A 26200-nucleotide genomic window follows, 5' to 3' on the forward strand; every position below is an offset into this window, starting at 1 on the left:
CGGTTCGGAATACCCTAAGGATCCTTTGAGCCATATTCCCTGATGTCCAGGCCCACCAGCACCCGTTGCCGTTCCGACAGGTCCCCCACCACCCGGCGGATGGGGGGCGGCAGTTTGCGGATCACCACCGGGGTGGCAAGGATGCGCTCGTCCTCCGCCAGTTGCGGGCGTTCCATGATGTCCACCACCTGGATCTCCACCCGTTCACCCTGTTGCCCCAGTTCCAGGGCCAGGGCTTCCAGGTTCTCGATGGCGCGTTTCGCCGCCGGGGTCATGCCGGCGATGTAGAGCCTGAGCTGGTAATGGCCGGTGGTCATCGGCGGCTCCTGGTGATGGCGGAGCGTGCCCGCTGGATGTTGGCCAGGCGACGCTCGATCTCGGTAATCTCCCGTTCGATGTTCACCGCCCGGGCATCCCGCTCCGCCTGCGCCAGCCGCTCCGAGGCGGCATTAATCTCATCCAGCTCCCGGCGCCTTTGCCTGGCCCGGGACAATTCCGCATGCAACTGCTCGACGGCCTGTTCATCCTCGGACTGGCGTGCCTCGCGGGCCGTGCCGTAGGCAATGCCGCTTTCACCAACGTAAGGGTCTTCAATCACTAATCCCTTGTCGCTGAAACGGAATTCCTTCACCTGGCTGGAGATGGGCAGACCCCGGGCCTTGACCGCGGTGACCAGACGGTTCATCTCGCCGTTGCTTTCGTGGCGGCGCAGCTTGATCCAGACGTCGATCATGGATGACACATCCAGATGACTCACGCCCAGGCTGTCATCGGCGAGTAACTCCGTCGCCACGGCGGTGATGCCCGCCTCCTTGATGAGGTGGATCAGGCGCAGCAGCATGTCCTTGGTGCTGTCCCCGGTGCGCCGGTTGGCCAGACTGCTGATGGGGTCCAGCACCACCAGGGCGGGCTGGTGCCGACGGATGGAACGCATGATGCGCATCAGGTGTTCTTCCAGGCCCATCTCCACGGCGCGGATCGGTTGCAGGATCAGGCGCCGGTCGGCCTCATGACCTTCGGTGTGTCGGCGCAGATCGGCGCCGATGCTCTGCTGGTTGCGTACCAGCTCATCCACGCTTTCTTCGAAGCTGATATAGAGCACCTTCTCGCCCCGCTCGCAGGCACTATGGGTCATGGCTGTGGCCATGCTGGTCTTGCCGGTGCCGGCCTGCCCCGAGAACAGCAGGGTGGAACCTCGGTAGGGGCCCTGGCCGCCCAGCATGGCGTCCAGACCCGGGATGCCGGTGGAGATGCGTTCATTGGAGACCTTGGCGGAGAGTACGGAGCCGGTGACCGGGATCATGAATATGCCGTCGCTGTCCAGCAGGAACGGCGTCTCACTGGTGCCGTGGGCGCCGCCGCGGCGCTTGACGACGCGCAGCAGCCGGGTCATGACCCGGTGATCCAGATCCTGCTTGAGGGCGATCACGCAGTCCGCCACGTAGTCCTCCAGGCCATAACGCGTGCTGAACTCTTCCTGTTCGCCGATGGTGATCAGAGTCGTGGTCCGGCGTTCCCGGAGCCAGTCGAACACCCGGGCCAGCTCGCTGCGCAGGGAGATCTCGGTGGAAAATGCGCCTTCCAGCACATCCAGGGCATCCACCACCAGGCGCCGAGCCCCGGTCTTTTGCAGGGCGTGATCCATGCGCGCCATGATGGCGGTGAGTTCCACGTACTCTCCGGCAACTTCACTGCGATCGGGGCGCATGTCCAGAATCCGCAAGCGCCCTTCCTCAATGAAACGGTCGGCGGCAAAGCCGAATCCGGCTGCGTGGCGGATCAGGGCCTCGGGGGACTCGTCGAAGGTGACCAGCACGCCGTTTTCCCCCTGCTGGATGCCGTGGCAAAGAAACGTAAGGGAAATAACGGTCTTGCCCGTCCCCGGTCCGCCACGAAGCAGGGAAGGACGGTCCCTTGGCAGACCGCCCTGCAGAAGGAAGTCCAGTCCCTGAATGCCGGTAGCGGCGGTATCGGGTGGTGGCGTGGTCACGGGTGAGGATCTCCGGAGCTTGAGTTTCAGAAAAAGTTTCTCGCCGTCGCTTGACTGGATTCCTGCCTGCGCGGGAATGACCCGTCCGGCACCGTCACTCCCGCGTAGGTGGGAGTCCAGGGTTTTCGGCCTGCGACCGGATCCCCGCTCTCGCGGGAATGACTTACTCAGAAACATCACTTGAGTAGGGTCTTTATAGCCTGGGATACTGACCCCATGGGCTTCATGATTCAAGAGCCGCTATCCTCAAATGCATGAGCGAAAAGCGCGAAGTGGTCTTCCAGGCCCGAGGTGTCACCAAGACCTACCTGATGGGCGAGGTCCGTATCCACGCCCTGCGGGGCGTGGACCTGGAACTTCATGCCGGCGAGCTGGTGGTGATGCTGGGGGCTTCCGGTTCGGGCAAGTCCACCCTGCTCAACATCCTGGGCGGCCTGGATCATGCCGACGGCGGTGAGGTGCGCTACCGGGATCAGGACCTGGTCCATGCCGGTGACCGGGCACTGACCGCCTACCGTCGGCATCATGTGGGGTTCGTGTTCCAGTTCTACAACCTCATCTCCAGCCTCACCGCGCGGGAAAACGTGGCCATCGTCACCGAGATCGCCCGCGATCCCATGTCCCCCGAAGAGGCCCTGGCCCTGGTCGGGTTGGAGGACCGCATGGACCACTTCCCCGCCCAGCTCTCCGGCGGTGAACAGCAGCGGGTGGCGATTGCCCGCGCCGTGGCCAAGCGCCCGGACGTGCTGCTCTGCGACGAGCCCACCGGGGCGCTGGATTCCCGTACCGGCACCCGGGTCCTGCAGGTGATACAGGACATCAACCAGGAACTGGGCACCACCACGGCGGTGATCACCCATAATGCGGTGATCGGGGAGATGGCGGACCGGGTGGTCCGGCTGGCGGATGGCCGTGTGCAGTCCGTCGAAGAGAATGCCTCGCGCAAATCCCCCGATCAGCTGGTGTGGTGATGAAGGCCCTCCACCGCAAGCTGCTGCGTGATCTGGCCCGGCTCAAGGGGCAGGTGGCCGCCATTGCCGTGGTGATCGCCGCCGGCGTCATGGTGCTGATCCTTTCGGTCACCACCCTGGATGCCCTCACCCTCTCCAAGGATCGTTTCTACGACAACCATCACTTTGCCGATATCTTTGCCGATCTCAAGCGGGGGCCGGAAGGGTTGGCACCGCGCCTGGAGGCCATCCCCGGCGTCAACCGGGTGCAGACCCGGATCAAGGCGCCGGTGCGGCTGGAGGTGCCGGGGTTCCATGAACCGGTGCGGGGCATGATCCTGTCGGTGCCCGACGGCCGTCAGCCCGAGCTCAACCGGCTTTATCTGCGTCGGGGCGGCCTGCCCGAGGCCGGTCGGGCGGATCAGGTGGTCATCAGCGAGCCCTTTGCCCAAGCCCATGACCTGCATCCCGGCGACCGACTCACCGCCATCATCAACGGCCGCCTGGAACGGCTCACCATCAGCGGGGTGGTCCTGTCGCCGGAGTTCATCTATCAGGTGGGACCGACGGATCTGTTGCCTGACTACCAGCGCTACGGGGTCCTGTGGATGAACCGCCGGGGGCTGGCCCAGGCCATGGATCTGGACGGCGCCTTCAACAGTGTGCTGATCTCCCTCCAGGCCGGTGCGGTCGAGGCAGCGGTGATCGAGGCCCTGGACTTGCGGCTGGCGGCCTATGGGGGCATCGGCGCGGTGGGGCGGGAAGATCAGGTCTCCCACCGCTTCCTGTCCGATGAGCTGGATCAGTTGCGGGTGATGGCGGTGATCCTGCCCACCATCTTCCTGGGGGTGGCCGCCTTTCTGCTCAACATACTCATGGGGCGCATCATCCGCACCCAGCGTCAGCAGGTGGCCATCCTCAAGGCCTTCGGCTATCACGACGGGGACATTGCTCTGCATTTCGGTCTGCTCACCGGGCTGATCGTGCTGGTGGGCGCCATGTCGGGCATCCTGCTGGGGGCCTGGTCGGCACAGGCCATGGCCGGGGTCTATGCCGAGTATTACCGGTTTCCGGAGATGAGTTTCCGGTTGCAGCCACGGATCATCCTGCTGGCCCTGGCGGTGGCCGCCGGGGCGGCCCTGTTGGGGACCTGGCGGGCGGTGAGGCAGGCCGTCACTCTGCCCCCCGCCCAGGCCATGCGGCCGCCGGCCCCGGAACGGTTCCGGTCCTCCCGGCTGGAGCGGTCGGCCCTGGGGCGCCGGTTGTCCCAGCCCAGCCGCATCATCGTGCGCAACCTATCCCGCCACCGTTTCAAGGCCTTCATGTCCATGCTGGGGATCGGACTGTCCGGCGGGTTGCTGCTGCTGGGCAGCTACCAGTTCAATGCGGTGGACCATCTGCTGGACATCCAGTACCGGCTGGTGATGAAGATGGATCTGCACCTGAGCTTCACCGATCCCGCCCCGGAGCGGGCTCTGGCCGAACTGCGAACCCTGCCGGGGGTGCAGTACGCGGAAGGCTATCGCACCGTCCCGGTGCGCCTGGTCCACGGGCGTCGGGACTATCGAACCGCCATCCAGGGCATGGAGGCACAGCCCCGGTTGCGTGGGTTGCTGGATGCCGATCACCGGCCCATCTCCCTGCCGCCGGAGGGCCTGTTGCTCACCGGCTATCTGGCGGCATATCTGGGGGTGCGACCCGGTGAACATGTCACGGTGGAAGTGCTGGAGGGGCATCGCCGCACCCTCCAGGTGCCCTTGGCCGGTATCGTGGACGAGCCCATCGGCGTCAGTGCCTACATGGAGCGGCGGGTCCTGAACCGCTTGATGAGGGAGGGTCCGGCCCTTTCCGGGGCCTGGCTCATGGTGGCGGACCATGAGCAGGCCCGGCTGTTTGAGCGCCTGTGGGAGATGCCCCGGGTGGCAGGGATCGGCATGATCGATGATGCGGAACGTCAGTTCCGGGACTATATCGAGGACACGGTGCTGATCATGATGGGTATCCTGTTGCTGATGGCCGGTTCCATCACCTTTGCCGTGGTCTACAACAATGCCCGCATTGCCTTTGCCGAGCGGGAGCGGGAACTGGCCACCCTGCGGGTGCTGGGGCTGAGTCGCGGCGAGGTCAACTGGGTCCTGATCGGCGAGATGGCCCTGCTGACCCTGCTGGCCATCCCCCTGGGATGGGTCGTGGGGACGGTCTTTGCCTGGCTGCTGAACCAGGCCCTGAGCATGGACCTGTTCCGCATACCGTTTGTCATCACCCCGGCCACCTACGCCTTTTCCGCTGCCGGGGTGCTGCTGGCGGCGGCGCTGTCGGTGCTGTTGATCGCACGCCGGCTGGCGCGGCTGGATATGGTGACTGCGCTCAAGAGCAACGAATGATGCCGTCGACCCGACAACCGACAACCCGGTCCGAACCATGCCGCTGTTCAAGAAGATCCTGATCGCCCTCATGGGTCTGGCCATCCTGGTGCTGCTGGGGTTGGCCCTGCGGCCCGCGCCCATCCCGGTCAGTGCCACCGAGGTGATCCGGGGACCCTTCGCGGAATATGTGGAGGACGAGGGCCGTACCCGCCTGCGTCATGCCTACACCGTCACCGCCCCCATCGACGGCTACCTGCGCCGGGTGACCCTGGAGCCGGGGGACTCGGTGGACATCGACGATGTCCTGTTCCTGCTGGAGCCGGCCCCGGCCCCGGGACTGGACCTGCGCAGCCGGGAACAGGCTCGGGAGGCCGTCCGAGCCGCGGCTGCCCGGCAGGAGGCCGCTCGGGCCGAGTTGGAGGTCCGCCAGGCTGAAAGCCGTCTGGCGCGACAGGAGCATGAACGCAGCGAACGCTTGTTCCGGCAATCCCAGATCGCCGCCGAGGAACGGGATCGTCGCCTGGCCGTGCGGGATGCGGCCCAGGCGGCGGAGCGGGCGGCCAGGCACGGGGTGGATGTGGCGGGATTCGATCTGGCCGCCGCTCGCCTGGTGCTGGATGTGGCCGATGGTCGCCGCACCGGGGAGGAGATCCCGGCCGTGGCCGTCCGCGCCCCGGTCGCGGGGCTGGTGACCCAGCGGCACCGGTACGACGAAGGCCCGATTCAGGCCGGGGAGGCGGTGTTGGCGCTGGGCAACCTGGATGACCTGGAGGTCAAGGTGGACCTGCTGTCCATGGAGGCGGTGCGCCTGCGTCCCGGCATGCGGGTCATCCTGGAACGCTGGGGTGGCGGCGACGCTTTGGAAGGCAGGGTGCGGCGGGTGGAGCCGGCGGGGTTTGAAAAGGTGTCCGCTCTGGGGGTGGAGGAGCAGCGGGTGTACGTCTGGTCCACCCTGGCGTCACCGCGGGAACAGTGGCGCCACCTGGGGGACGGCTACCGGGTGGAAGCCCGTTTCGTGCTCTGGGAAGGGGAGGATGTGCTCCAGATTCCCACCAGCGCCCTGTTCCGGCACGACGATGCCTGGGCCGTGTTCATGATCCGGGACGGGCGTGCCCGCCTGCAGCGGGTGGAGATCGGCCGTCGCAGTGGATTGTGGACCCAACTCCTGGAGGGTCTGAATCCCGGGGAGCCCATCATCACCCACCCGGGAGACCGGGTGCAGGAAAACAGTCGTGTCCGGGCCGAATTCCATCAGAACCCGTTCAGATGATCGTCCCCGTTCCCATGCAGGCTGTACTGTCCCTGGCGGGGGATTCTCCTGATGCTGTCACTGCAGTCTCGCAGGGCCTTGGCCATCTGGGCACCGTTCTGGTAACGCAGGTCGGGATTTTTCTGCAGTGCTTTTTTCACCATCACCTGGATCACCGGCCCCAGTTCCGGACGCAATGAGAGGATGTCGCGGGGCGGTGACTGGGCGATCCGGGATACCAGCTCGGTCAGAGTGTCGGCCTTGAAGGGCAGTTCTCCCGTCAGTAGCTGGTACAGGCAGACCCCCAGGGAAAACAGGTCGGCGCGGGCGTCCACCGTCTGGCCCGTGACCAGCTCCGGCGACATGAAGGCGGGGGTGCCCTGGCGCGGGCCGCTGTCGGTACGCTCGTGCCCGATGATGCCGGCGATGCCGAAGTCGGTGATCTTCACCGTCCGCCGCTCCCGGTCGTAGATGATGTTGGCCGGCTTGACATCCCGGTGCAGGACGCCCTGTTCATGGGCATAGGCCAGTCCCTCGGCCACCTGGGCGCACGCCTCCAGTACCTCGGGGATGGGCAGCAGGGTGTCCGGACGGGTAAAGACCTCCAGCGGCTCGCCTTCCAGGTAATCCATGGCGATGAAGGCCAGGTCGTGCTCCTCGCCCACATCGTAGACCGTCACGATATGACGGTGGTCAAGACGCCCGGAGGCCTCTGCCTCGCGGAAGAATCGCTGTTTTGCCTCCTCCCGGACCTCCGGTTCGAAGGTCCGGTCCAGGGCCAGGGTCTTGATCGCCACCCGGCGATTGATATGGGGATCCACCCCCAGGTAGACGATACCCATGGCGCCTTTGCCCAGCTGTCTTTCCACCCGGTAACGGCCGATCATGGGCTGGTCGGTGCCGTCATCGGACAGCAGCAGCTCCTTGCCGCCGCCGAGGTGTTTCATGTCCCCCAGACGGGGCTGTCTGGAGCCGGCGAAGGGCTTGAGACGGGCCAGTCGTTGCTCGGTATCCTGGAATGCGGGATTCCGATCCTGCAGATACTGAAAGACCTCCACCGCACGGCCGTACTGACGTCTGCGTTCAAAGTCGCGGCCCAGTCGGTACAGTTCGCCGAACAGCGGCTCCAGGGGGGGATGACAGCGTTGCAGGGCCGCAAACGACGGCTCCAGGTGTCCCTGTTCCCGTAACTGTGTCCCCAGTTGCAGTCGGGCCTCGGCGGCATCAAGCCGGTCCCGCGCCAGGCGTCGCGTGAGTCGGGCCTGGATCACCAGTAGCCCGTGCCCCAGGCCGATGAGCAGGGCAGGGAGGACGAGCGGCAGCCACCAGCCCGTTGCCGGCAGCGCGGTCAGCGTCAACAGCAGCAGGCCAAGGACCAGGGCGCCGCTGCCGAGGACGGTGCGACGCGAGTCCGGCCCGCGGCTTGCCGGCCAGAGCAGGTAGAGGGCCGCCGCCACCAGCAGCCATCGCTCCAGGGCGTGAAATCCGCTGCCGACACGAACACGGTGACCTTCATGGACGGCCCCCGCGGCCCAGGCGGTCCATACGGCGGGGGGCAGGCTCAGGCCCCCATGGGTGATGAAGGGGGTCTGATGCGGTTGATTCAGGCCGATGACCACGGCCCGGTCCTGGATCGCACTCGCCGGTATCCGTTCCATCAACAGGTCGTCCAGTGTCCAGGTGTCCAGCGCCCGTCCCCGGGGGTCTTGTCGCGGCGGGAAGGTATGAAGCGACAGATCCGGGCCAAGGCTCAGAAAATCATTGCCCATTCGAACACCCCGGCCGGGCGTCACCACCAGGTCACCGGGCGCATGTCCCGCCAGGACGGCCGCCAGCCCCAGGGCCATGCCCGGCAGGTGACCGCCGCGCACCGGCAGCAGAGCCGGGTCCGGTGGTTGCGGACGATCCGCGGAGGGTGTCACGGCCACGGTGGCGGCCTCGAACAGGTGCGGGACCGGCACCCGCAGGTGACTGTCCGTCCCGGGCAGGACGGCCGGGCGCGCCAGCAGGCGCAGGACCGGCCATTGCGGCCAGGCCGGGGAGGTGCTGTCCAGCCGTCCTTCCGGCAGAGAGGCCGGACCGCTGCCCCGATGCAGGGGGGCGGCCACAAGGGCATTGCCATGCCCGGCTAGAGCCCGGGCCAGCATCCTGTCGGTATCCTGATCAGGGCGGGGCGCAAGGATGGGCGTTTCAGGATAGTCCAGATCCAGATGCAGGCCGATGCCGGCCGCCCCCATGGCATGGAGCCTGTCCACGGCCTGGGCCAGCGTGGCCCGGGAGAAGGGGACGTGTCGGCGGATATCCTCGTCTCGGATCTCGATCAGGACCATGCGTGGGAGCCGGTCCGGGCGGGGCAGCAACTGGGTGGCCGTCTGATAGGCGGTCTGTTCCAGGGAGCGCAGGGGCACGGTATAACTGCCCAGCAGCAAGATCAGCAGCAGGGCGACGGTCAGTATCAGCGCCCATTTATCGGGGCGTGCCGGTGAGTGGGACAAGAGGCCGCGGACTCCGCGCAGGGGTTCCCCGTCAGTTATAGACTGCCGAGGCCGGCAAGTCATCCTGTGCCGGCAGCGGGTCCGGCGGTGCCTGAACGAACCCGGTCGACCCGGGTCAGACCTGAGAGCATCCAATCCTCAATCCGTACCACCCCCATTTACAGGAGACATCATGAGCCTGCTGATCAAGGGCCAGCTGCGCAGCGACTGGCTGGCCGAGGAAACCGAGGACGGTGAATTCATTCGCAAGGATTCCTTGTTTCGTCACTGGATCACCCCGGACGGCGCACCCGGACCCACCGGTGAGGGCGGCTTCCCCGCGGAGCCCGGCCGTTATCACCTCTACGTCTGCCTGGCCTGTCCCTGGGCCCACCGCACCCTGATCTTCCGCGCCCTGAAGGGGTTGGAAGAGGTTATCGGCGTCTCGGTGGTGAACCCGTTCATGCTGGAACAGGGCTGGAGCTTTCATCCCTGGCCGGGTGCGACGGAGGATCACGTCAACGGCTTTGAATACCTGCATCAGGCCTACACCCTGGCGGACCCGGAGTACACCGGCATCGTCACCGTGCCCACCCTCTGGGACCGACATCGCCGGACCATCGTCAACAACGAGTCCTCCGAGATCATCCGCATGTTCAACAGCGCCTTCGAGGCGTACACCGATCAGCACGCAGATTTCTATCCCGAGGCCCTGCGGGGGCAGGTCGATGCCGTCAACCAAAGGATCTATGACACGTTGAACAATGGCGTGTACCGGGCCGGGTTCGCCACCGAACAGGCCGCCTATGAACGGGCCTTCGACCGCCTGTTCGAGACCCTCGACTGGCTGGAGGAGCGACTGTCCCGGCAACGGTACCTGGTGGGTGACCGGATCACCGAGGCGGACTGGCGCCTGTTCACCACCCTGGTACGCTTTGATGCCGTGTACTACAGCCATTTCAAGTGCAATCGGCAGCGCCTGGTGGACTACCCGAACCTGTGGGCGTACACCCGGGAGCTGTATCAGGTGCAGGGGGTGGCGGCAACCGTGAACATGGATCACATCAAGACCCATTACTACGGCAGTCATGAGCATCTGAATCCCGGTGGTATCATTCCCCGCGGCCCGGTGCTGGATTTCATGGCGCCCCACGACCGTGACCGTGTTGACCCCCTCACCCCAACCCCTCTCCCCAAGGGATAGGGGTATTGATTGCCCCCTTCCGCCCTTGGCGGAAGGATTCGATTTTGCCGAGGACTGAACGTGACTGGAAAGAAACTGATCGCCCCGGGCATCCTGACCCTGGCCATCCTCGCGGGGGCGGCCTATGTGATGCTGGCGGATCACTCTGCGCCGCCACCGTCCGCCCGGGGGGCCCAGGGGCCGGTCCCGGTGGTGGTGGCCCCCGTTGCCCAGCGTTATTTCGAGACCAGCCTGGAATCCCTCGGCACCGCCGGCGCCAACGAATCGGTGGAAATCACCGCCCGCATCACCTCGCCAGTGGAGAGCATCGAGTTCCGCGATGGCCAGCAGGTGACCCGGGGCCAGGTGCTGGTGCGCCTGGCGGCCGCCGAGGAGATGGCCGAGGCCCGCGAGCGGCAGGTCGGCGTGGAGGAACAGCGTCGGGAGCTGGAGCGCATCCGCGGCCTGGTGGCCGACCGCAACCTGCCCCGGCAGCGCCTGGATGAGCAGCAGTCCCGCCTGAGCGAGGCCCAGGCCCGGCTGGAAGCGGCCCAGGTGCGGGTGGCCGATCGGGTGATCCGTGCCCCCTTTGATGGCGTCGTGGGTTTTCGTCGCGTCAGCCTCGGCGCCCTGGTCACGCCGGGTACTGTCATCACCACCCTGGACGACATCAGCATCATCAAGCTGGATTTCAGCGTGCCGGAAACCTTTCTCCCCGGTGTCGCCGCCGGTCAGCGCATCGAGGCCCGCAGCGCCGCCTACCGGGATCGCACCTTCCAGGGCGAGGTCACCAGCGTGGATACCCGTGTCGATCCCGGCACCCGCGCCGCCATGGTGCGGGCCGCTATCCCCAATCCCGAGGGCGCCTTGCGCCCCGGCATGCTGATGACGCTCACCCTGGTCAAGGATGAAACCGAGTCCCTGTCCGTGCCCGAATCGGCCCTCATGCAGGTGCGGGATCAGCACTATGTCTTCGTGGTCACCGACGAGAACCAGGTGCGTCGACAGGACGTGCAGGCCGGTCGCCGGGTCCCCGGCTACGTGGAAATCCTGTCAGGTCTGGAAGCGGGCACCCGGGTGGTCCAGGAAGGCACGGTCCGCATCCGTCCCGGCAGCGCCGTGGAAGTGGTGCGGGAATACCAACCCGACGGTGAACGCTCATGATCCTTTCCGACGTTGCCAATCGCCGGCCGGTCCTGGCCGTGGTGATCAGCCTGCTGTTGGTCACCTTCGGGGTGCTGTCCTTTGATCGTCTGCCGCTGCGGGAATACCCGGACATCAACCCGCCGGTGGTGACGGTGCAGACCGATTATCGGGGCGCCAACGCCGCCATCGTCGAGACCAAGATCACCCAGCTTATCGAGGACCGGGTCAGCGGTATCGAGGGGATCAAGTGGATTTCCTCGGAGAGCATCGACGGCCAGTCCCGCCTCACCATCGAATTCCAGATCAACCGGGACATCGACGCCGCCGCCAACGACGTGCGCGAGGCGGTGGCCCGGGTATTGCGGCAGCTGCCGGACGAGGCGGACCCGCCCCAGGTGTTCAAGGCGGATACCAATGCCGACCCCATCATGTGGCTCAACCTGGCCAGCGAGCACATGGACGGCCTGCAGCTCACCGACTATGCCGAGCGGTATCTGGTGGACCGCCTGTCCACCGTGGACGGGGTGGCCCTGATCCGGATCGGCGGCGCCAAGCGCTATGCCATGCGCATCTGGCTGGACCGGGAGGCCCTGGCCGCCCGGGCGCTGACCGTGGATGACGTGGAGTCGGCCCTGCGCCGGGAGAACGTGGAACTCCCCGCCGGACGGGTGGAGTCGGTTGAGCGTGAATTCAATGTGCGCCTGGCCCGAGGCTATCAGAGCGCCGATGACTTTGCCCGTCTGGTGATCCGGCGCGGCGATGACGGCCATCTGGTGCGCCTGGGGGAGGTGGCCCGGGTGGCCGTGGGGCCGGAAAACGACCGCACCGAACTACGCGGCAACGGCGAGGACATGGTGGGCCTGGGGATCATCCAGCAATCCACCGCCAACACCCTGGCGGTGTCCCAGGCGGTGCGGGCGGAGGTGGACCTCATCAACCCCACCCTGCCCGAGGGCACCCGCATCGCCATGAGCTATGACACCTCGGTGTTCATCGACGGCGCCATCAAGGAGGTATTCACCACCCTGTTCATCGCCATGATGGTGGTGATCCTGGTGATCTATCTGTTCCTGGGCAGCATGCGGGCCATGCTGGTGCCGGCGGTGACGGTACCCGTCTCCCTCACGGCCGCCTTCATTGCCCTCTATGCCCTGGGCTTTTCCGTCAATCTGCTCACCCTGCTGGCGCTGGTGCTGGCCATCGGCCTGGTGGTGGACGATGCCATCGTGGTGCTGGAGAATATTCACCGCCGCATCGAGGCCGGGGAACCGCCCCAGTTGGCAGCCTACCGGGGGGCGCGGCAGGTGGGCTTTGCGGTGGTGGCCACCACCTTGGTGCTCATCTCCGTGTTCGTGCCCCTGGCCTTTCTGGAAGGCAATATCGGACGCCTGTTCACCGAGTTCGCCCTGGCCATGGCGGCGGCGGTGGCCTTTTCCAGCATCGTGGCCCTGACCCTGTCGCCGGTGATGTGTGCCCGCCTGATCCGCAAGGACACCGGCAAGACCGGCCTGAATCACGTCATGGCGCTGACCTTTGATCGCCTGTCGGGGTTCTACGGCAAGGCCCTGCGGGGTTCTCTCAAGGTGCCCGTGGTGACCGGCGTGGTCATGGTGGTTATGCTGGTGGCCATCATCGCCCTGGTCGAACGCATCCCCGATGAGTATGCCCCGCCGGAAGACCGGGGGGCCTTCTTCGTCCTGGTGGATGGCCCGGAAGGGGCGGGTTACGAACACATGCAGTCCCAGATGCGGCAGGTGGAGGCGCGCCTCATGCCCCTGATCGAATCCGGCGAGGCCATCCGGGTGCTGGCCCGGACCCCGCGGGGCTTCGGTGGCGCAGAGGCGGTGAATAACGGCTTCGGCATCGTGGTATTGGCCCACTGGAATGACCGTGAACGCTCCGCCTGGGAGATCATGAACGCCCTGTCGGCGGAGCTGGCCGAGATCCCGGATGTGCGGGCCATCAGCGTCATGCGCCAGGGGTTGGGCGGGCGTCGGGTGGGCCAGCCGGTCCAGTTTGTCATCGGTGGTCCCAGCTATGATGAACTGGTGGAGTGGCGGGACCTGATCATCGAGCGGGCTTCGGAAAACCCCAACCTGAGAAACCTGGATTCCGATTTCAAGGAGACCCGACCCCAGCTCATGGTGACCATCGACAAGGACCGGGCGGCGGATCTGGGGGTGTCGTTCGAGAGCATCGGCCGGACCCTGGAAACGGTCCTGGGTTCTCGGCGGGTGACCACCTACATCGATCGGGGCGAGGAGTATGACGTGATCCTGGAAGGGGTTCCGGATCAGCGCCGGACCCCCGACGACATCCGCAACATCTACGTGCGTTCCGCCACCACGGGGGCCTTGATCCCCCTGTCCAACGTGGTGAGTTTCGTCGAACAGGCGGATGCGGCCACTCTGAGCCGCTACAACCGCATGCGTGCCATCACCATCACTGCGGGTCTGGCCCCTGGATATACCCTGGGGGAGGCCCTGGAGTACCTGGAGCGCATCGCCGGGGAGGAGCTGCCGGCGGAGGCACGCATCGACTACAAGGGTGAGTCCCTGGAGTTCAAGGAGGCGGGTGGTGCCATCCTGTTCATCTTCGTGCTGGCCCTGGTGGTGGTGTTTTTGGTGCTGGCGGCCCAGTTCGAGAGCTTCGTCCAGCCGGCGGTGATCCTCACCACCGTACCGCTGGCGGTGGTGGGGGCGTTGGTGGGACTGCTGCTGACCGGCCAGACTCTCAACATCTACAGCCAGATCGGGATCGTCATGCTCATCGGCCTGGCGGCCAAGAACGGCATCCTGATCGTGGAGTTCACTAACCAGTTGCGGGACACGGGGCGGGAGTTCGGGGAGGCCCTGGTGGAGGCGGCGCAGATCCGGCTGCGGCCCGTGCTGATGACGGCCTTCACCACGGTGATGGGCACCCTGCCGCTGATCCTGGCCAGCGGTCCGGGGGCGGAGAGCCGGTTTGTGATCGGTACGGTGGTATTTTCCGGGGTATTGTTCGCCACCTTGTTCACCCTGTTCGTGGTGCCGGTGGCCTATCAGACCCTGGCCCGCAACACCACCTCGCCGGGCGAGACCGGGCGGCGCATCGACGAGCTGGACCGGCAACATGGGGAAGCCGGGGTGTAGGTGCCGAGGGATGAGGGGCGGGCGCCGGGGCGCGATGGGCGTTACTCGTCTTGCTCGCTGCTCCCATGAAACCGCAACGCCGCCGAGTTGATGCAGTAGCGCAGCCCGGTCGGCGGCGGGCCGTCCTCGAACACATGCCCCAGATGGGCATCGCAGCGGGCACAGCGCACCTCCACCCGGCTCATGAACAGTCCGCGATCCACATGCCGCGCCAGGGCCGACTCGCTCACCGGCTGCCAGTAGCTGGGCCAGCCGCTGCCCGAGTCGTACTTGTGCTCACTGCTGAACAGCGGGGCATCACAGCAGATGCAGTGATACACCCCCGGGGCCTTGTGGTCATGGAAACAGCCGGTGAAGGCCCGTTCCGTGCCCGCCTCCCGGGTGACGTGATACTGCTCCGGCGTCAGTTCGGCTCGCCACCGGCCCTCGGACTTGCTCACCTTCTCGTTCATGCTGGAGGAACCTCGTTGTTTTTGCCCCTCGCCGGGGATCGGTTATGATCATATCGCCACGCTTCCCTCCCTCCGTAGCAGAGAGGGCGGCTCCCCCCCCCTCTCCCCGTGGGGGAGAAGAGGCGGAAGGGAAGGCGCAGTAAGTGTTCATCACACTACATTGGGACAATGCCGGATGGGAAACGATTCCCTGCAGAGGTGTCTGCCATGACATGCCAAGATTGCCAGGTCATCGAGCGCTGCACCCCGGGACCGGGACGGCTTTATCTGGCGCCGTTTCTTTCCCATACCCTCAAGGCGCTCCATAGTCACTTGCAGACTCGGGGCTATCCGGTCCACAACGGCACCCCGGGGGTACTGGAAGTCCGTCTGGACGACGGCGATCTGCAGCCGCTGGCCCATCTGCTTCGGGACCTCATGAGCGAGGCCGAGATCCGGGACTGTCAGGCCGCCCTGCTGCCCCGGGATCAGTCCTTCGGCATCGTCCATCTGCCGCGAACCCAAACCCTGCATACCCTCCTGGCACGGACCTGCAGCGACTGGCTGATAGACCTCATTGAGGCGGAAAGCCTGGTGTTCCATTTTCAACCGATCGTCCACACCCTGCGTCCGGATCAGGTCTTTGCCTATGAGTCCCTCATGCGCGGGCAACTCCCCGGAAAGAACTCGTTGATCTATCCGGACCGGCTACTGGAGCAGGCCCGGGCCGCCCGCCTCATGTTCCAGCTCGACCGCGTTGCCCGCATCAACGCCATCCGTCAGGCGACGGGGCACGACATCCGCTGCAACATCTTCATCAACTTCAACCCCACCACCATCTACGACCCGGCCTACTGTCTCCAGACCACCCTGCAGGAAGTCCGGCGACTGGGTGCCGATCCGGATCGTTTCGTGTTCGAAGTGGTGGAGACCGAGGCCGTGTCCGATACCGCTCACCTGCGCCGGATCGTGGATTTCTATCGCGGTGCCGGCTTTCGCGTGGCCCTGGATGATCTCGGGGCCGGTTATGCCTCACTCAACCTGCTGGCGGAACTGCGGCCGGATTTCGTCAAGTTCGATCGTGCTATGGTGAAAGGGATCGACCAGGACCCCTTTCGTCAGAAAGTGCTGGCCAAGCTGATCGAGATGGCCGGCGAGTTGGGCATCGCCACCATCGCCGAAGGCGTGGAAACCCGCGCTGAATGGGACTGGCTGCGTGGGCAGCAGGTGAACTACGTGCAGGGCTACCTGTTTGCCCGTCCGGCGACACCGCCGCCGGCCCCCGAGGTACCCAAAGACTGACCCGAGGTATTCAAAGACCGATATGACGAGGGAGACCCCCGCTTGACCGACCCCATCAGCTCCGCCTACCGCCTTCTGGAGGCCTCCCAGGTACATTATCAGGGCCGGGTGGTCGGAACCATCGCCAGTCTCGATGCCCAGGCGCCGGCCGACAACTACGCCGACTGCTTTGTCCGGGACTTCGTCCCTTCCGGCCTGGTCTTCCTGCTGGACGGGCACCACGGGATCGTTCGCGATTTCCTGGCCCTGGTGCTCAAGCTGCGGGACCAGCAGGAAGAGGTGGAGGGTCATCGGGCGGTGGCCAAGGTGATGCCCGCCAGTTTTCGGGTGCTGTGCAACGAGGCCGGTGTAGAGGAGATCCATACCGATTTCGGCGACCGGGCCATCGGCCGGGTGGCGCCGGTGGATTCCATGATGTGGTGGCTGATCCTGCTGGTGGCCTACGAACGGGTCAGCGGTGATACCGCCTTCACCCGTTCCCCCGAGTGCCGCCGGGGCGTGCGCATGATCCTCAATATCTGCCTGCAGGACCGTTTCGAGATCTTCCCGACCTTGCTGGTGCCCGACGGCTCATTCATGATCGACCGGCGCATGGGGGTCTACGGTCACCCCCTGGAGATCCAATCCCTGTTCTTCGGCGCCCTGCGGGCGGCCCTGGAACTGCTGGACCCGGACGACCCGGAAAATCAGGCCATCCATCTGCAGTCACGCAAGCGCCTGGACCAGCTCACCGAGTACGTGCGCCACTATTACTGGCTGGACGAGGACCGGCTCAACCGGATCCATCGCTACCGTACCGAGATCTTCGGCCATGATTCGGAAAATGCCCTGAACATTCACCCGGAGAGCATCCCCGACTGGGTCAGCGACTGGCTGCCCCCGCAGACCGGCTATCTGGTGGGCAACCTGGGGCCGGGACGGATGGATTTCCGCTTCTTCTCCCTGGGCAACCTGCTGGCGGTGCTGTTCGGTCTGGCGGACCCGGAGCAGGGGAAGCGCGTCATGGCCCTGTTCGACCAGCGCTGGAGTGATCTGGCGGGGATGATGCCGGTGAAGATCTGCTTCCCGGCCATGGAAGGGGACGAATGGCGGCTCATGACCGGCTCCGATCCCAAGAACATCCCCTGGTCCTATCACAACGGCGGCAACTGGCCGGCCCTGCTGTGGGCCTTCGTCGCCGCCGCCCTCCATGCCGGTCGGGAAGACCTGGCCCGCCGTGCCCATGACACCGCCGCCCCCCGTCTCTACGCCAACGGCTGGCCGGAATATTACGATGGGCGCAACGGCCGTCTCATCGGCCGGCGTTCGAACTTCAACCAGACCTGGTCGGCCGCCGCGCTGATCCTGGCACACAAGTTCATCGAGGACCCGTCCACCCTGGACGTCTTGAGCCTCAAGGGATACGAGACACCATCATGAAAAAGACACAAAGCAAGGCCCGTCAGGGCGAGGGCCTGTATATCGTTCTGATCAGTATCCACGGCCTGGTCCGTGGGGATGAACTGGAACTGGGGCGCGATGCCGATACCGGCGGCCAGATCAAGTACGTGGTGGAACTGGCCCGGGCCCTGGGCGCCCATCCGGAAGTCGGCCGTGTGGACCTGCTCACCCGCCGGGTGGTGGACAATCGGGTCGCCGACGACTACGCCCAGCCGGAAGAGGACCTGGGCAACGGGGTGCGCATCATCCGCCTGGACTGCGGCCCGCGCCGCTATCTGCGCAAGGAAAAGCTCTGGCCCTATCTGGACTGCTTTGCCGACAATGCCATCAAGCATGTGCGCCAGGTGGGCCTGATGCCGGACGTGGTGCACGGCCACTATGCCGATGCCGGGCATGTGGCCGTGCGGGTGGCCGGCCTGATGGGGGTGCCGCTGGTGCAGACCGGCCATTCCCTGGGCAGGATCAAGCGGGAACGTCTGCTGGAGAAGGGGGCCTCGTCGGATGATATCGAGCGTCGCTACCATATCAGCCGTCGCATCGAAGCCGAGGAAGAGGTTTTGGGCAATGCCTACATGGTCATCGCCAGTACCCGGCAGGAGGTGGATGAACAGTACGCCCTCTATGACCATTACCGGCCGGAACGCATGGTGGTGATCCCACCGGGCACGGACCTGAGCCGTTTTCATCCCCCCAGGGCCCGCGCCCCCCGGCCGACCATTTATCAGACCCTGCGACGCTTTCTCAAGGACCCGGACAAGCCCATGGTCATGGCCCTGTCCCGCCCCGACGAGCGCAAGAACATCCCCACCCTGGTCAAGGCCTACGCGGAGCACCCGGAGTTGCGCAAGACTGCCAACCTGGTCATTGTCGCCGGCAACCGGGACAGCATCCGCGAGATGGACCGGGGGGCTCGCGACGTCCTCACCGAAGTGATGATGCTCATCGATGACCATGACCTCTACGGCTCCGTGGCCTTTCCCAAGCACCACAGTGCCGACGATGTGCCCGATCTTTACCGTCTGGTGACCCGCACCCGGGGCGTCTTCGTCAATCCCGCCCTGACCGAACCCTTCGGCCTGACCCTGATCGAGGCCTGCGCCAGCGGCGCCCCCATCGTGGCCACGGAAGACGGGGGACCCCGGGACATCATGGCGCACTGCAACAGCGGTGAACTGGTACACCCCCTGGACAGCCGGTCCATGGCGGAGGCCATCCACGGCATCATCAGTGACCCGGCGCGCTGGAAGCGTCTCTCGGACAACGGGCTCAAGGGCGTGCGCAAGCACTATGCCTGGGAAGGCCATGCGGACAACTACATCAAGCGGCTCAAGGGGTTGCGTCGGGAGGCCAGCCGTCATCGCCGTGGTCAGCAGCGCCTCTCCGGCAAACTGTCCCAGGCGGATCGCGCCCTGATCTCCGACATCGACAACACCCTGCTGGGTGACCGGGCCGCCCTGCGGGTCATGTTGCAAAGGCTCAAGGAACAGGGCAGGGGCGTGGCCTTCGGCATCGCCACCGGCCGGCGTCTGGATTCGGCCATCCAGGTGCTCAAGGAATGGGGGGTGCCCACGCCGGATGTGATGATCACCTCCGTGGGTGCCGAGATCCATTACGGCCCGGAGATGACCGAGGACCAGGGCTGGTCCCGGCACATCGACCACCGCTGGTCACCGGAGGCCCTGCGCCGTCTGCTGCTGGACCTGCCGGGCATCACCTCGCAGCCGGCGGTGGATCAGCGGCGTCACAAGCTCAGCTTCTTCGTGGACCCGACCAAGGCCCCCGGGATGAAGGACATCGAGCGGCTGCTGCACCAGGAAGACCTGCACGCCAACATCATCTATTCCCATGACCATTTTCTGGACCTGCTGCCGGTGCGGGCTTCCAAGGGCTTTGCCGTGCGCTACTTTGCCGACAAGTGGGGCATCCCCCTGGACCACACCCTGGTGGCCGGGGACTCGGGCAACGACGAGGACATGCTGCGGGGCAGTACCCTGGGGGTGGTGGTCGGTAATCACCAGCCCGAGCTGGAACATCTCTACGGCTTCAAACGGGTCTACTTCGCCGATGCCACCCATGCGGGCGGCATCGGCGAAGCCTTTGATCACTACGACTTTTTCGGCCGGTGCGGGGTGCCCGGGGATGACGACGAAGAGTGACCGTTTTTTATGACCCTGCCGGATGATCCGACCCCCGTCGCCACCCTGAATCTCATCACCGGCTTTCTGGGCGCTGGCAAGACCACCACGGTGTTGCACCTGCTCCGTCAGCGGCCGGCCCACGAGCGCTGGGCGGTGCTGGTGAACGAATTCGGCGAGGTGGGCATTGATGGCGCCGTGATTGCGTCGGCAGGCACGGACGCGGTGCCGGTCAGGGAAGTGGCCGGCGGCTGCATCTGCTGTACCGGAGCCATGAGCCTGCGGGTGGCCCTCACACGGCTGTTGCGGGACATCCGTCCCGACCGCCTGCTGCTGGAACCCACGGGTCTTGGGCATCCCGCCGGCATCATCGACACCCTGCGGGATCCCTGGCTGGCCCGGGCGGTCACCCCGGGCAACAGCCTGTGCGTGGTTGATCCCGGCGGCTTTTCCGCGGATCGTCTCTCCCGTTCCGCCATCTACCGGGACCAGATCAGCCTGGCGGACGTGGTGATCATCAACAAGACGGACGTCTCCACCCCGGAGCAGATTCAGGCCCTGGACGATCACCTCAAGGGCCTTTATCCGCCCAAGCGGGCGATCATTCATGCCCGGCGGGGCGAGGTGGATGCGGCCATGCTGGACCTGCCGGCCGTGGGTGCCCCCGGACCGATCCTGCGTCCGCTGGACCGAGGCGCCCAGGCCCCGGCGGCGGATACCGCCCGGGGCTGGCACTTTGACCATGGGCAGTGCTTTGACCTATCGCGGGTGCAGGCCCTGTTCACGGCCTCGCCCTGGCGGGACCTGCTCCGGGCCAAGGGGGTACTGCGGACCGGCCGTGAATGGCAGCGTTTCGACTGGGCGGAAGGGCGATTCAGCACCGAACCCATGGTCTGGCGCCGTGATAGCCGGGTGGAGTGCATCGCGCCGCGGGCCGCCATGGATTGGGCGGCCATCGAAGCCGGATTCAGGGGGGCGATCGCCGTCGCTTCCCCCCGCCCCGGCACGGGGGAGATTCGGCCACCCGGCCTCCCCGGGCCGCCCATTCCTCCGGTGTCAGGGTATGCAGCGCCAGGGCATGAACGCCCCCGGACAGCTCCTCCGCCAACAGGCCATAGACCTGCCGATGCCGTGCCGGCAGGCGTAGGCCTTCGAACCGGGGCGAAGCGACGGTGATCTTGAAATGGGATTCTGAACCCGGCGGTACGTTGTGCTTGCTGCTCTCATTGAGCACGTCCAGATGAACCGGGTCCAGCCCCTCGAGCAGTTTCTGCTCGATCCGTGCCTGTGTGCTCATGGTATATCCTGGTGCAGTGGTCGGGTATGGGGCTATGATCGTTAAGGACTGTCCGTTTGGCAAGCTTGGACGCCCCCCATCCCGAAACGCTATAGTGCACCATGGAAGTCAGGCACACGCTCAACCCGGTTGTTCGCACAAGATGATGAAAGAGACCGTTCCCGCCGCCATCCATCTCAAGGATTACGCACCGCCGCGGTGGCGTATCCTCTCGGTGGACCTGTGCTTTGTGCTGGACCCGGAGGATACCCGGGTCAGATCCCGCCTGACCCTGGTGCGCAACGGTCAGGGGGAGGCCCCCCTGCAGCTCAACGGCCAGGATCTGGTGCTCCACGACATCCGTCTCGATGACCGTCCCCTGCAGTCGGGTGACTATCATCTGGAAGGCGAGACCCTGACCCTGCACGATCTGCCCGAGCACTGTGAACTCAGCCTGGAGACGGGCATCGCCCCGGCGGCCAACACGGCGCTGGAGGGCCTCTATGTGTCCGGCGGTAACTTCTGCACCCAGTGCGAGGCGGAAGGGTTCCGGCGCATCACCTGGTTCCTGGACCGACCCGACGTGATGGCCGTCTACACGGTGCGCATCGAGGCCGACAAGGCCCGCTACCCCGTGCTGCTCTCCAACGGCAACCTCACCGACAGCGGCGACCTGCCCGAGGGCCGCCACTTCGCCGTCTGGCACGACCCCTTCCCCAAGCCCAGCTATCTGTTTGCCCTGGTGGCGGGGGATCTGGTCTGCCGGCAGGACTTCTTCACCACCCGCTCCGGACGCGAGGTGGATCTGCGCATCTACGTGCAGCGTCACAACCTGGACAAGTGCGACCACGCCATGCGCTCCCTGCAGGCATCCATGGGCTGGGACGAGGACACCTTCGGCCGGGAATACGATCTGGACATCTACATGATCGTCGCGGTGGACGACTTCAACATGGGGGCCATGGAGAACAAGGGGCTCAACGTCTTCAATTCCAAGTACGTGCTGGCCCGCCCCGATACCGCCACCGATGACGACTTCGTGGCCATCGAGAGCGTCATCGCCCATGAATATTTTCACAACTGGTCCGGCAATCGGGTCACCTGCCGCGACTGGTTCCAGCTCTCCCTCAAGGAGGGGCTGACCGTCTTTCGCGACCAGGAGTTCACCGCCGACCAGAGCCTGCGTGCCGTCAAGCGCATCGGTGACGTACAACGCCTGCGCACCCTGCAGTTCCCCGAGGACGCCGGTCCCATGGCCCACCCGGTGCGCCCCCAGTCTTACATCGAGATCAATAACTTCTACACCATGACGGTGTATGAAAAGGGTGCCGAAGTGGTGCGCATGATCCAGACCCTGGTGGGCCGGGAGGGGTTCCGCCGCGGGCTGGACCTGTACTTCGACCGTCATGATGGTCAGGCGGTGACCACGGACGACTTCGTCAAGGCCATGGAAGATGCCAATGCCCGTGATCTTTCCCGGTTCCGCCGCTGGTATGACCAGGCCGGAACGCCGTTGCTGGAGGTGAACGGGGAGCATGACCCGCGGACCGCCACCTACCGGCTCACGGTGCGCCAGTCCTGCCCGCCCACCAAGAGCCAGCCGGAAAAGCTGCCCCTGCACATTCCCCTGGTCATGGCCCTGCTGGATGCCCGGGGGCAGGAGATCCCCCTGCGCCTGGAGGGGGAGGGCAGTGCCGTTGCCGGTGAGCGCACCCTGGAGCTGACCGCACCCACCCATGTCTTTGTATTCCAGGATGTGCCGGAGCCGCCGGTCCCCTCGCTGCTGCGGGGATTCTCGGCCCCGGTGAATCTGCGGTTTCCCTACACCGATGCGCAGCTGGCCTTCCTCATGGCCCATGACACGGATGACTTCAATCGCTGGGAGGCGGGCCAGCAGTTTGCCCTGAAGGTGTTGCAGGGACTGATCCAGGCCATCCAGGCGGGGCGGCCCCTTGAGCTGGATGCCCGCTTTGAGCAGGCCTTTGGCCAGGTGCTGGCCAATCGGGAACTGGATGCCGCCCTGGTGGCCGAGGCCCTGACCCTGCCGGGAGAGGGCTATCTGGCGGAGCAGATGGCGGTGGTGGACGTGGATGCGATCCATCAGGCCCGACAGTTCCTGCGCCAGGCCCTGGGCGCCACCCTGAGGGATCGGTTCCGTGCCGTCTATGAGGCCATGGCGGGTGCCGAGGGCATGGATGCGACGGCCATGGGGCGCCGTCGCCTGTGCAATCTGTGTCTGGCCTATCTATGTGCCACCGGCACGGTCGAGGCGGTGGCGCTGGCCCGGACCCATTACGATGTCGCCGACAACATGACCGATGCCATGGGTGCCCTGCGGGCCTTGCTGGACTGCCCCGGTGATGAACGGGATCAGGCCCTGGCCCATTTCGAGACCCGCTGGCGGGACGAGCCCCTGGTACTGGACAAGTGGTTCGGGCTGCAGGCGATGGATGCGGCGCCGGGGGCATTGGCGCGGGTGGAGAAATTGCTGGCCCACCCCGGCTTCAGCATCCGCAATCCCAATCGGGTGAGGGCGGTGCTGGGTACCTTTGCCATGGCCAATCCGGTACATTTCCATGCCCTGGATGGGTCCGGTTACACGCTGATCACCGACAACGTCCTGGCTCTGGATGCGCTCAACCCGCAGATCGCGGCCCGGCTGGTGAGCAGCCTGAGCCGCTGGCGGCGTTTTGATGAGGCGCGTCAGGGCTCGATGCGGCGCTGTCTGGAGCGGATCGTGGCCCATCCGGGACTGTCCCGGGACGTGTACGAGATCGCCTCGCGGAGTCTTGATTGAAGATTTTCCCTACCGTGTCGCCCCTCACCCCAACCCTCTCCCCGGCGGGGAGAGGGGGATGGGAAGGCACTGCCCAGCTTCATTGGCGCAAAGGGTAGGGGAGTATTCTCCCTTCTCCTCTTGGGGGAGAAGGGCCGGGGATGAGGGGGGAGCATGCAGAGGATGAACGGTTTTGGGTGGCCAGTACCCTATCAGGGAGATTGCAAGAATCAATTTCAATAATCATTCTCATTTAGCTATTCTCTCAATCAAGGACACATCTGATTCGGGAGACGCCGCCATGACCAAGACCGCCACCTTCGCCGTTGTTCACTTCACCGTCGCTTTTGGCGTGGTTTACGCCTTGACCGGCAGCCTCGTGATCGGGGGGCTCGCCGCCCTGATCGAACCGATGATCAACACCGTGGCCTATCACTTCCATGAAAAGGTCTGGGATCGCATCCGTGCCCGTCGCGCCGCCCGCGACCAGGCTGCCGGCATCTCCCGGGTCGCCATCTGAGGGAACCGATGGACGATCACCCCCAGGACATTCTCCGCAGTACCTTCGGCTACGATCAGTTCCGCTCCCCTCAGGATGAGGTCATCCGGACCCTGCTGCAGGGCATGGACGCCCTGGTGCTCATGCCCACCGGCGGCGGCAAGTCCCTGTGCTATCAGATCCCGGCCATGGCGATGCCCGGCACCGGGATTGTGGTTTCTCCCCTCATTGCCCTCATGCAGGACCAGGTGGTTGCTCTGCGGCAGGCCGGGGTGCGCGCCGCTTATCTCAACTCCACCCTCACACCGGATGAAACCAGGGCCGTGGAAACCCAACTGCTGGATGGGCGGCTGGACCTGCTTTACGTCGCCCCGGAGCGCCTCCTCACCGACCGCACGCTGAGCCTTCTGGACCGGGTTCGCATCAACCTATTTGCCATCGACGAGGCCCATTGCGTCTCCCAGTGGGGTCATGACTTTCGCCCCGAATACATCAAGCTCTCCCTGCTGGCCGAACGCTGGCCCCGAGTGCCGCGCATCGCCCTCACCGCCACCGCCGATGCCCGTACCCGCGAAGAAATCCGCAGCCGCTTGTGCCTGGATCAGGCCCGGGTGTTCATCAGCGGTTTTGATCGTCCCAACATTCGTTATCGCATCAACCAGTCCCCCGGCAATGCCCGGCGAGAGTTGCTGCGCTTCATCCGCGACACCCACCCGGATGAGGCCGGCATCGTCTATTGCCTGTCCCGCAAACGGGTGGAAGAAGTGGCCGACTGGCTCACCGGGCAGGGGCTTACCGCCTTGCCCTACCATGCCGGCCTGCCCGCCGGGGTCCGCGAGTCTCATCAGCGGCGTTTTCTCAATGAAGAAGGCATCATCATCGTCGCCACCATCGCCTTCGGCATGGGCATCGACAAACCCAATGTCCGTTTTGTGGCCCACCTGAACCTGCCCAAGAGTATCGAGGCCTACTATCAGGAGACCGGCCGTGCCGGGCGTGACGGTCTGGCGGCGGACGCCTGGATGAGCTACGGCCTGCAGGATGTGATCACCCTGCGACAGATGGTGGATGCCTCCGATGCCGATGAATCCCACAAGCGGGTCGAGCGCCACAAGCTGGATGCCATGCTCGGTCTGTGCGAGACCGTCACCTGCCGTCGTCAGACCCTGCTCCCCTATTTCGGCGAACCGCGCGCCGAACCCTGCGGCAACTGCGATAACTGCCTTGAACCGCCGCAAACCTGGGACGCGACGGTACCGGCCCAGATGGCCCTGTCCTGCGTCCATCGCACGGGACAGCGCTTCGGTGTGAACTATCTGGTGGACGTGCTCAGGGGCAAGGAGGATGAGCGCATCAGGGGCTTTGGCCATGAACGGCTCAGTGTCTTCGGTATCGGCCGTGATCTGGCCGTGAATGAATGGCGGGGGATCTTTCGCCAGCTGATTGCCCGCGGTCTGCTCACGGTGGACCTGGAAGGCCATGGGGGACTCCACCTGAACCCATCCTGCCGCCCCGTATTGCGGGGGGAGGCCCCCCTGATGTTGCGCAAGGAAACCCGGCCGCCCAGGGTCAGCCGGGAACCGCGTCGTTCAAGGGCGATGGAGCTGGACAGTCCCGAGGATCAGCGTCTATTCGAGGCGCTGCGCGGCTGTCGCCGCCGGCTGGCGGACGAGCAAGGGGTGCCGCCCTATATGGTGTTCAACGACGCCACCTTGCAGGCGATGGCCCAGGTGCGTCCCCATAGCCTGGCGGCCATGGCGGACATCTCGGGGGTGGGAGAGAAAAAGCTGGAGTCCTACGGGCTGGAGTTCCTGGCGGTGATCCGGGAGGCGGAAGCGTAACAGGCAGGTCG

17 protein-coding genes and 1 pseudogene are annotated in these 26200 nt (G+C 65.5%); 13 read left to right on the top strand and 5 right to left on the bottom strand.

Annotation, left to right across the window (positions count from 1 at the left end):
- Positions 1–14 precede the first annotated feature (14 nt).
- Positions 15–317, bottom strand: a complete 303-nt coding sequence (locus LQ956_RS08525; RefSeq protein ID WP_238623085.1) for a circadian clock KaiB family protein — start codon at positions 315–317, stop codon at positions 15–17.
- Positions 314–1990: a circadian clock protein KaiC gene (kaiC, locus tag LQ956_RS08530; protein ID WP_238629797.1), complete on the bottom strand. Its 1677-nt coding sequence runs from the start codon at positions 1988–1990 to the stop codon at positions 314–316. Before kaiC ends, LQ956_RS08525 begins: the two co-directional genes overlap by 4 nt.
- A 254-nt stretch (positions 1991–2244) precedes the next feature.
- Between kaiC and LQ956_RS08535 the strand changes: the two genes are divergently transcribed.
- From LQ956_RS08535 to LQ956_RS08545, 3 genes are read left to right on the top strand one after another with little or no spacing between them, the layout of a single operon-like run.
- The gene (locus LQ956_RS08535) at positions 2245–2961 is read left to right on the top strand and encodes an ABC transporter ATP-binding protein (protein ID WP_238629798.1); all 717 of its coding nucleotides are present in this window, start codon (positions 2245–2247) and stop codon (positions 2959–2961) included.
- The gene (locus tag LQ956_RS08540) at positions 2961–5324 is read left to right on the top strand and encodes an ABC transporter permease (RefSeq protein ID WP_238629799.1); all 2364 of its coding nucleotides are present in this window, start codon (positions 2961–2963) and stop codon (positions 5322–5324) included. Before LQ956_RS08535 ends, LQ956_RS08540 begins: the two co-directional genes overlap by 1 nt.
- A 37-nt stretch (positions 5325–5361) precedes the next feature.
- On the top strand, positions 5362–6576 hold the full coding sequence (locus LQ956_RS08545; RefSeq protein ID WP_238623081.1) for an efflux RND transporter periplasmic adaptor subunit: 1215 nt from the start codon (positions 5362–5364) through the stop codon (positions 6574–6576).
- On the opposite strand, the gene LQ956_RS08550 is transcribed toward LQ956_RS08545, so the two are convergent.
- Complete coding sequence (locus LQ956_RS08550) at positions 6558–9050, bottom strand: protein kinase domain-containing protein (protein WP_238623080.1); 2493 nt, start codon at positions 9048–9050, stop codon at positions 6558–6560. The two genes, LQ956_RS08545 and LQ956_RS08550, sit on opposite strands and share 19 nt — an antisense overlap.
- A 172-nt stretch (positions 9051–9222) precedes the next feature.
- Here LQ956_RS08550 and LQ956_RS08555 point away from each other — a divergent pair, with 172 nt between their 5' ends.
- Genes LQ956_RS08555 through LQ956_RS08565 form a run of 3 tightly spaced genes read left to right on the top strand, consistent with a single transcriptional unit; the run spans position 9223 to position 14489 of the window.
- Positions 9223–10233, top strand: coding sequence for a glutathione S-transferase family protein (locus LQ956_RS08555; protein WP_238623079.1), 1011 nt, complete (start codon positions 9223–9225; stop codon positions 10231–10233).
- 60 nt (positions 10234–10293) lie between these two features.
- On the top strand, positions 10294–11376 hold the full coding sequence (locus LQ956_RS08560; RefSeq protein WP_238623078.1) for an efflux RND transporter periplasmic adaptor subunit: 1083 nt from the start codon (positions 10294–10296) through the stop codon (positions 11374–11376).
- Positions 11373–14489 (top strand): efflux RND transporter permease subunit, encoded by a 3117-nt coding sequence (locus LQ956_RS08565; RefSeq protein WP_238623077.1) that lies wholly within the window; start codon positions 11373–11375, stop codon positions 14487–14489. Before LQ956_RS08560 ends, LQ956_RS08565 begins: the two co-directional genes overlap by 4 nt.
- Positions 14490–14530: 41 nt before the next feature.
- Here the strand turns inward: LQ956_RS08565 and msrB are convergent, their stop codons facing one another.
- Positions 14531–14941, bottom strand: a complete 411-nt coding sequence (gene msrB, locus LQ956_RS08570; protein ID WP_238629800.1) for a peptide-methionine (R)-S-oxide reductase MsrB — start codon at positions 14939–14941, stop codon at positions 14531–14533.
- A 207-nt stretch (positions 14942–15148) separates the two neighbouring features.
- Here msrB and LQ956_RS08575 point away from each other — a divergent pair, with 207 nt between their 5' ends.
- The 4 genes and pseudogenes from LQ956_RS08575 to LQ956_RS08590 form a co-directional block, all read left to right on the top strand.
- Positions 15149–16222, top strand: a complete 1074-nt coding sequence (locus LQ956_RS08575; RefSeq protein ID WP_238629801.1) for an EAL domain-containing protein — start codon at positions 15149–15151, stop codon at positions 16220–16222.
- Between the two features lie 42 nt (positions 16223–16264).
- Positions 16265–17641, top strand: coding sequence for a glycoside hydrolase 100 family protein (locus tag LQ956_RS08580; RefSeq protein WP_238623303.1), 1377 nt, complete (start codon positions 16265–16267; stop codon positions 17639–17641).
- A complete protein-coding gene (locus LQ956_RS08585) occupies positions 17638–19818 on the top strand; it encodes an HAD-IIB family hydrolase (protein ID WP_238629802.1) in 2181 nt (726 codons plus the stop codon). The genes LQ956_RS08580 and LQ956_RS08585 overlap by 4 nt, the downstream gene beginning before the upstream one ends.
- A 9-nt stretch (positions 19819–19827) precedes the next feature.
- Positions 19828–20715, top strand: a pseudogene (locus LQ956_RS08590) (CobW family GTP-binding protein); the annotation flags it as partial.
- 49 nt (positions 20716–20764) lie between these two features.
- Here the strand turns inward: LQ956_RS08590 and LQ956_RS08595 are convergent.
- Positions 20765–21094 (bottom strand): BolA family protein, encoded by a 330-nt coding sequence (locus LQ956_RS08595; RefSeq protein WP_238629803.1) that lies wholly within the window; start codon positions 21092–21094, stop codon positions 20765–20767.
- Positions 21095–21239: 145 nt separating this feature from the next.
- Between LQ956_RS08595 and pepN the strand changes: the two genes are divergently transcribed.
- The 3 genes from pepN to recQ all read left to right on the top strand — a co-directional run bounded on the left by pepN (position 21240) and on the right by recQ (position 26189).
- On the top strand, positions 21240–23870 hold the full coding sequence (gene pepN / locus LQ956_RS08600) for an aminopeptidase N (protein ID WP_430733411.1): 2631 nt from the start codon (positions 21240–21242) through the stop codon (positions 23868–23870).
- Positions 23871–24150: 280 nt separating this feature from the next.
- Positions 24151–24369: a DUF2061 domain-containing protein gene (locus LQ956_RS08605; protein WP_238629805.1), complete on the top strand. Its 219-nt coding sequence runs from the start codon at positions 24151–24153 to the stop codon at positions 24367–24369.
- Between the two features lie 8 nt (positions 24370–24377).
- A complete protein-coding gene (gene recQ / locus LQ956_RS08610) occupies positions 24378–26189 on the top strand; it encodes a DNA helicase RecQ (RefSeq protein WP_238623298.1) in 1812 nt (603 codons plus the stop codon).
- The last annotated feature ends 11 nt before the right edge of the window (positions 26190–26200 follow it).

It is taken from the genome of Ectothiorhodospira lacustris, assembly GCF_022227845.1.
Classification (GTDB): Bacteria; Pseudomonadota; Gammaproteobacteria; order Ectothiorhodospirales; family Ectothiorhodospiraceae; genus Ectothiorhodospira; species Ectothiorhodospira lacustris.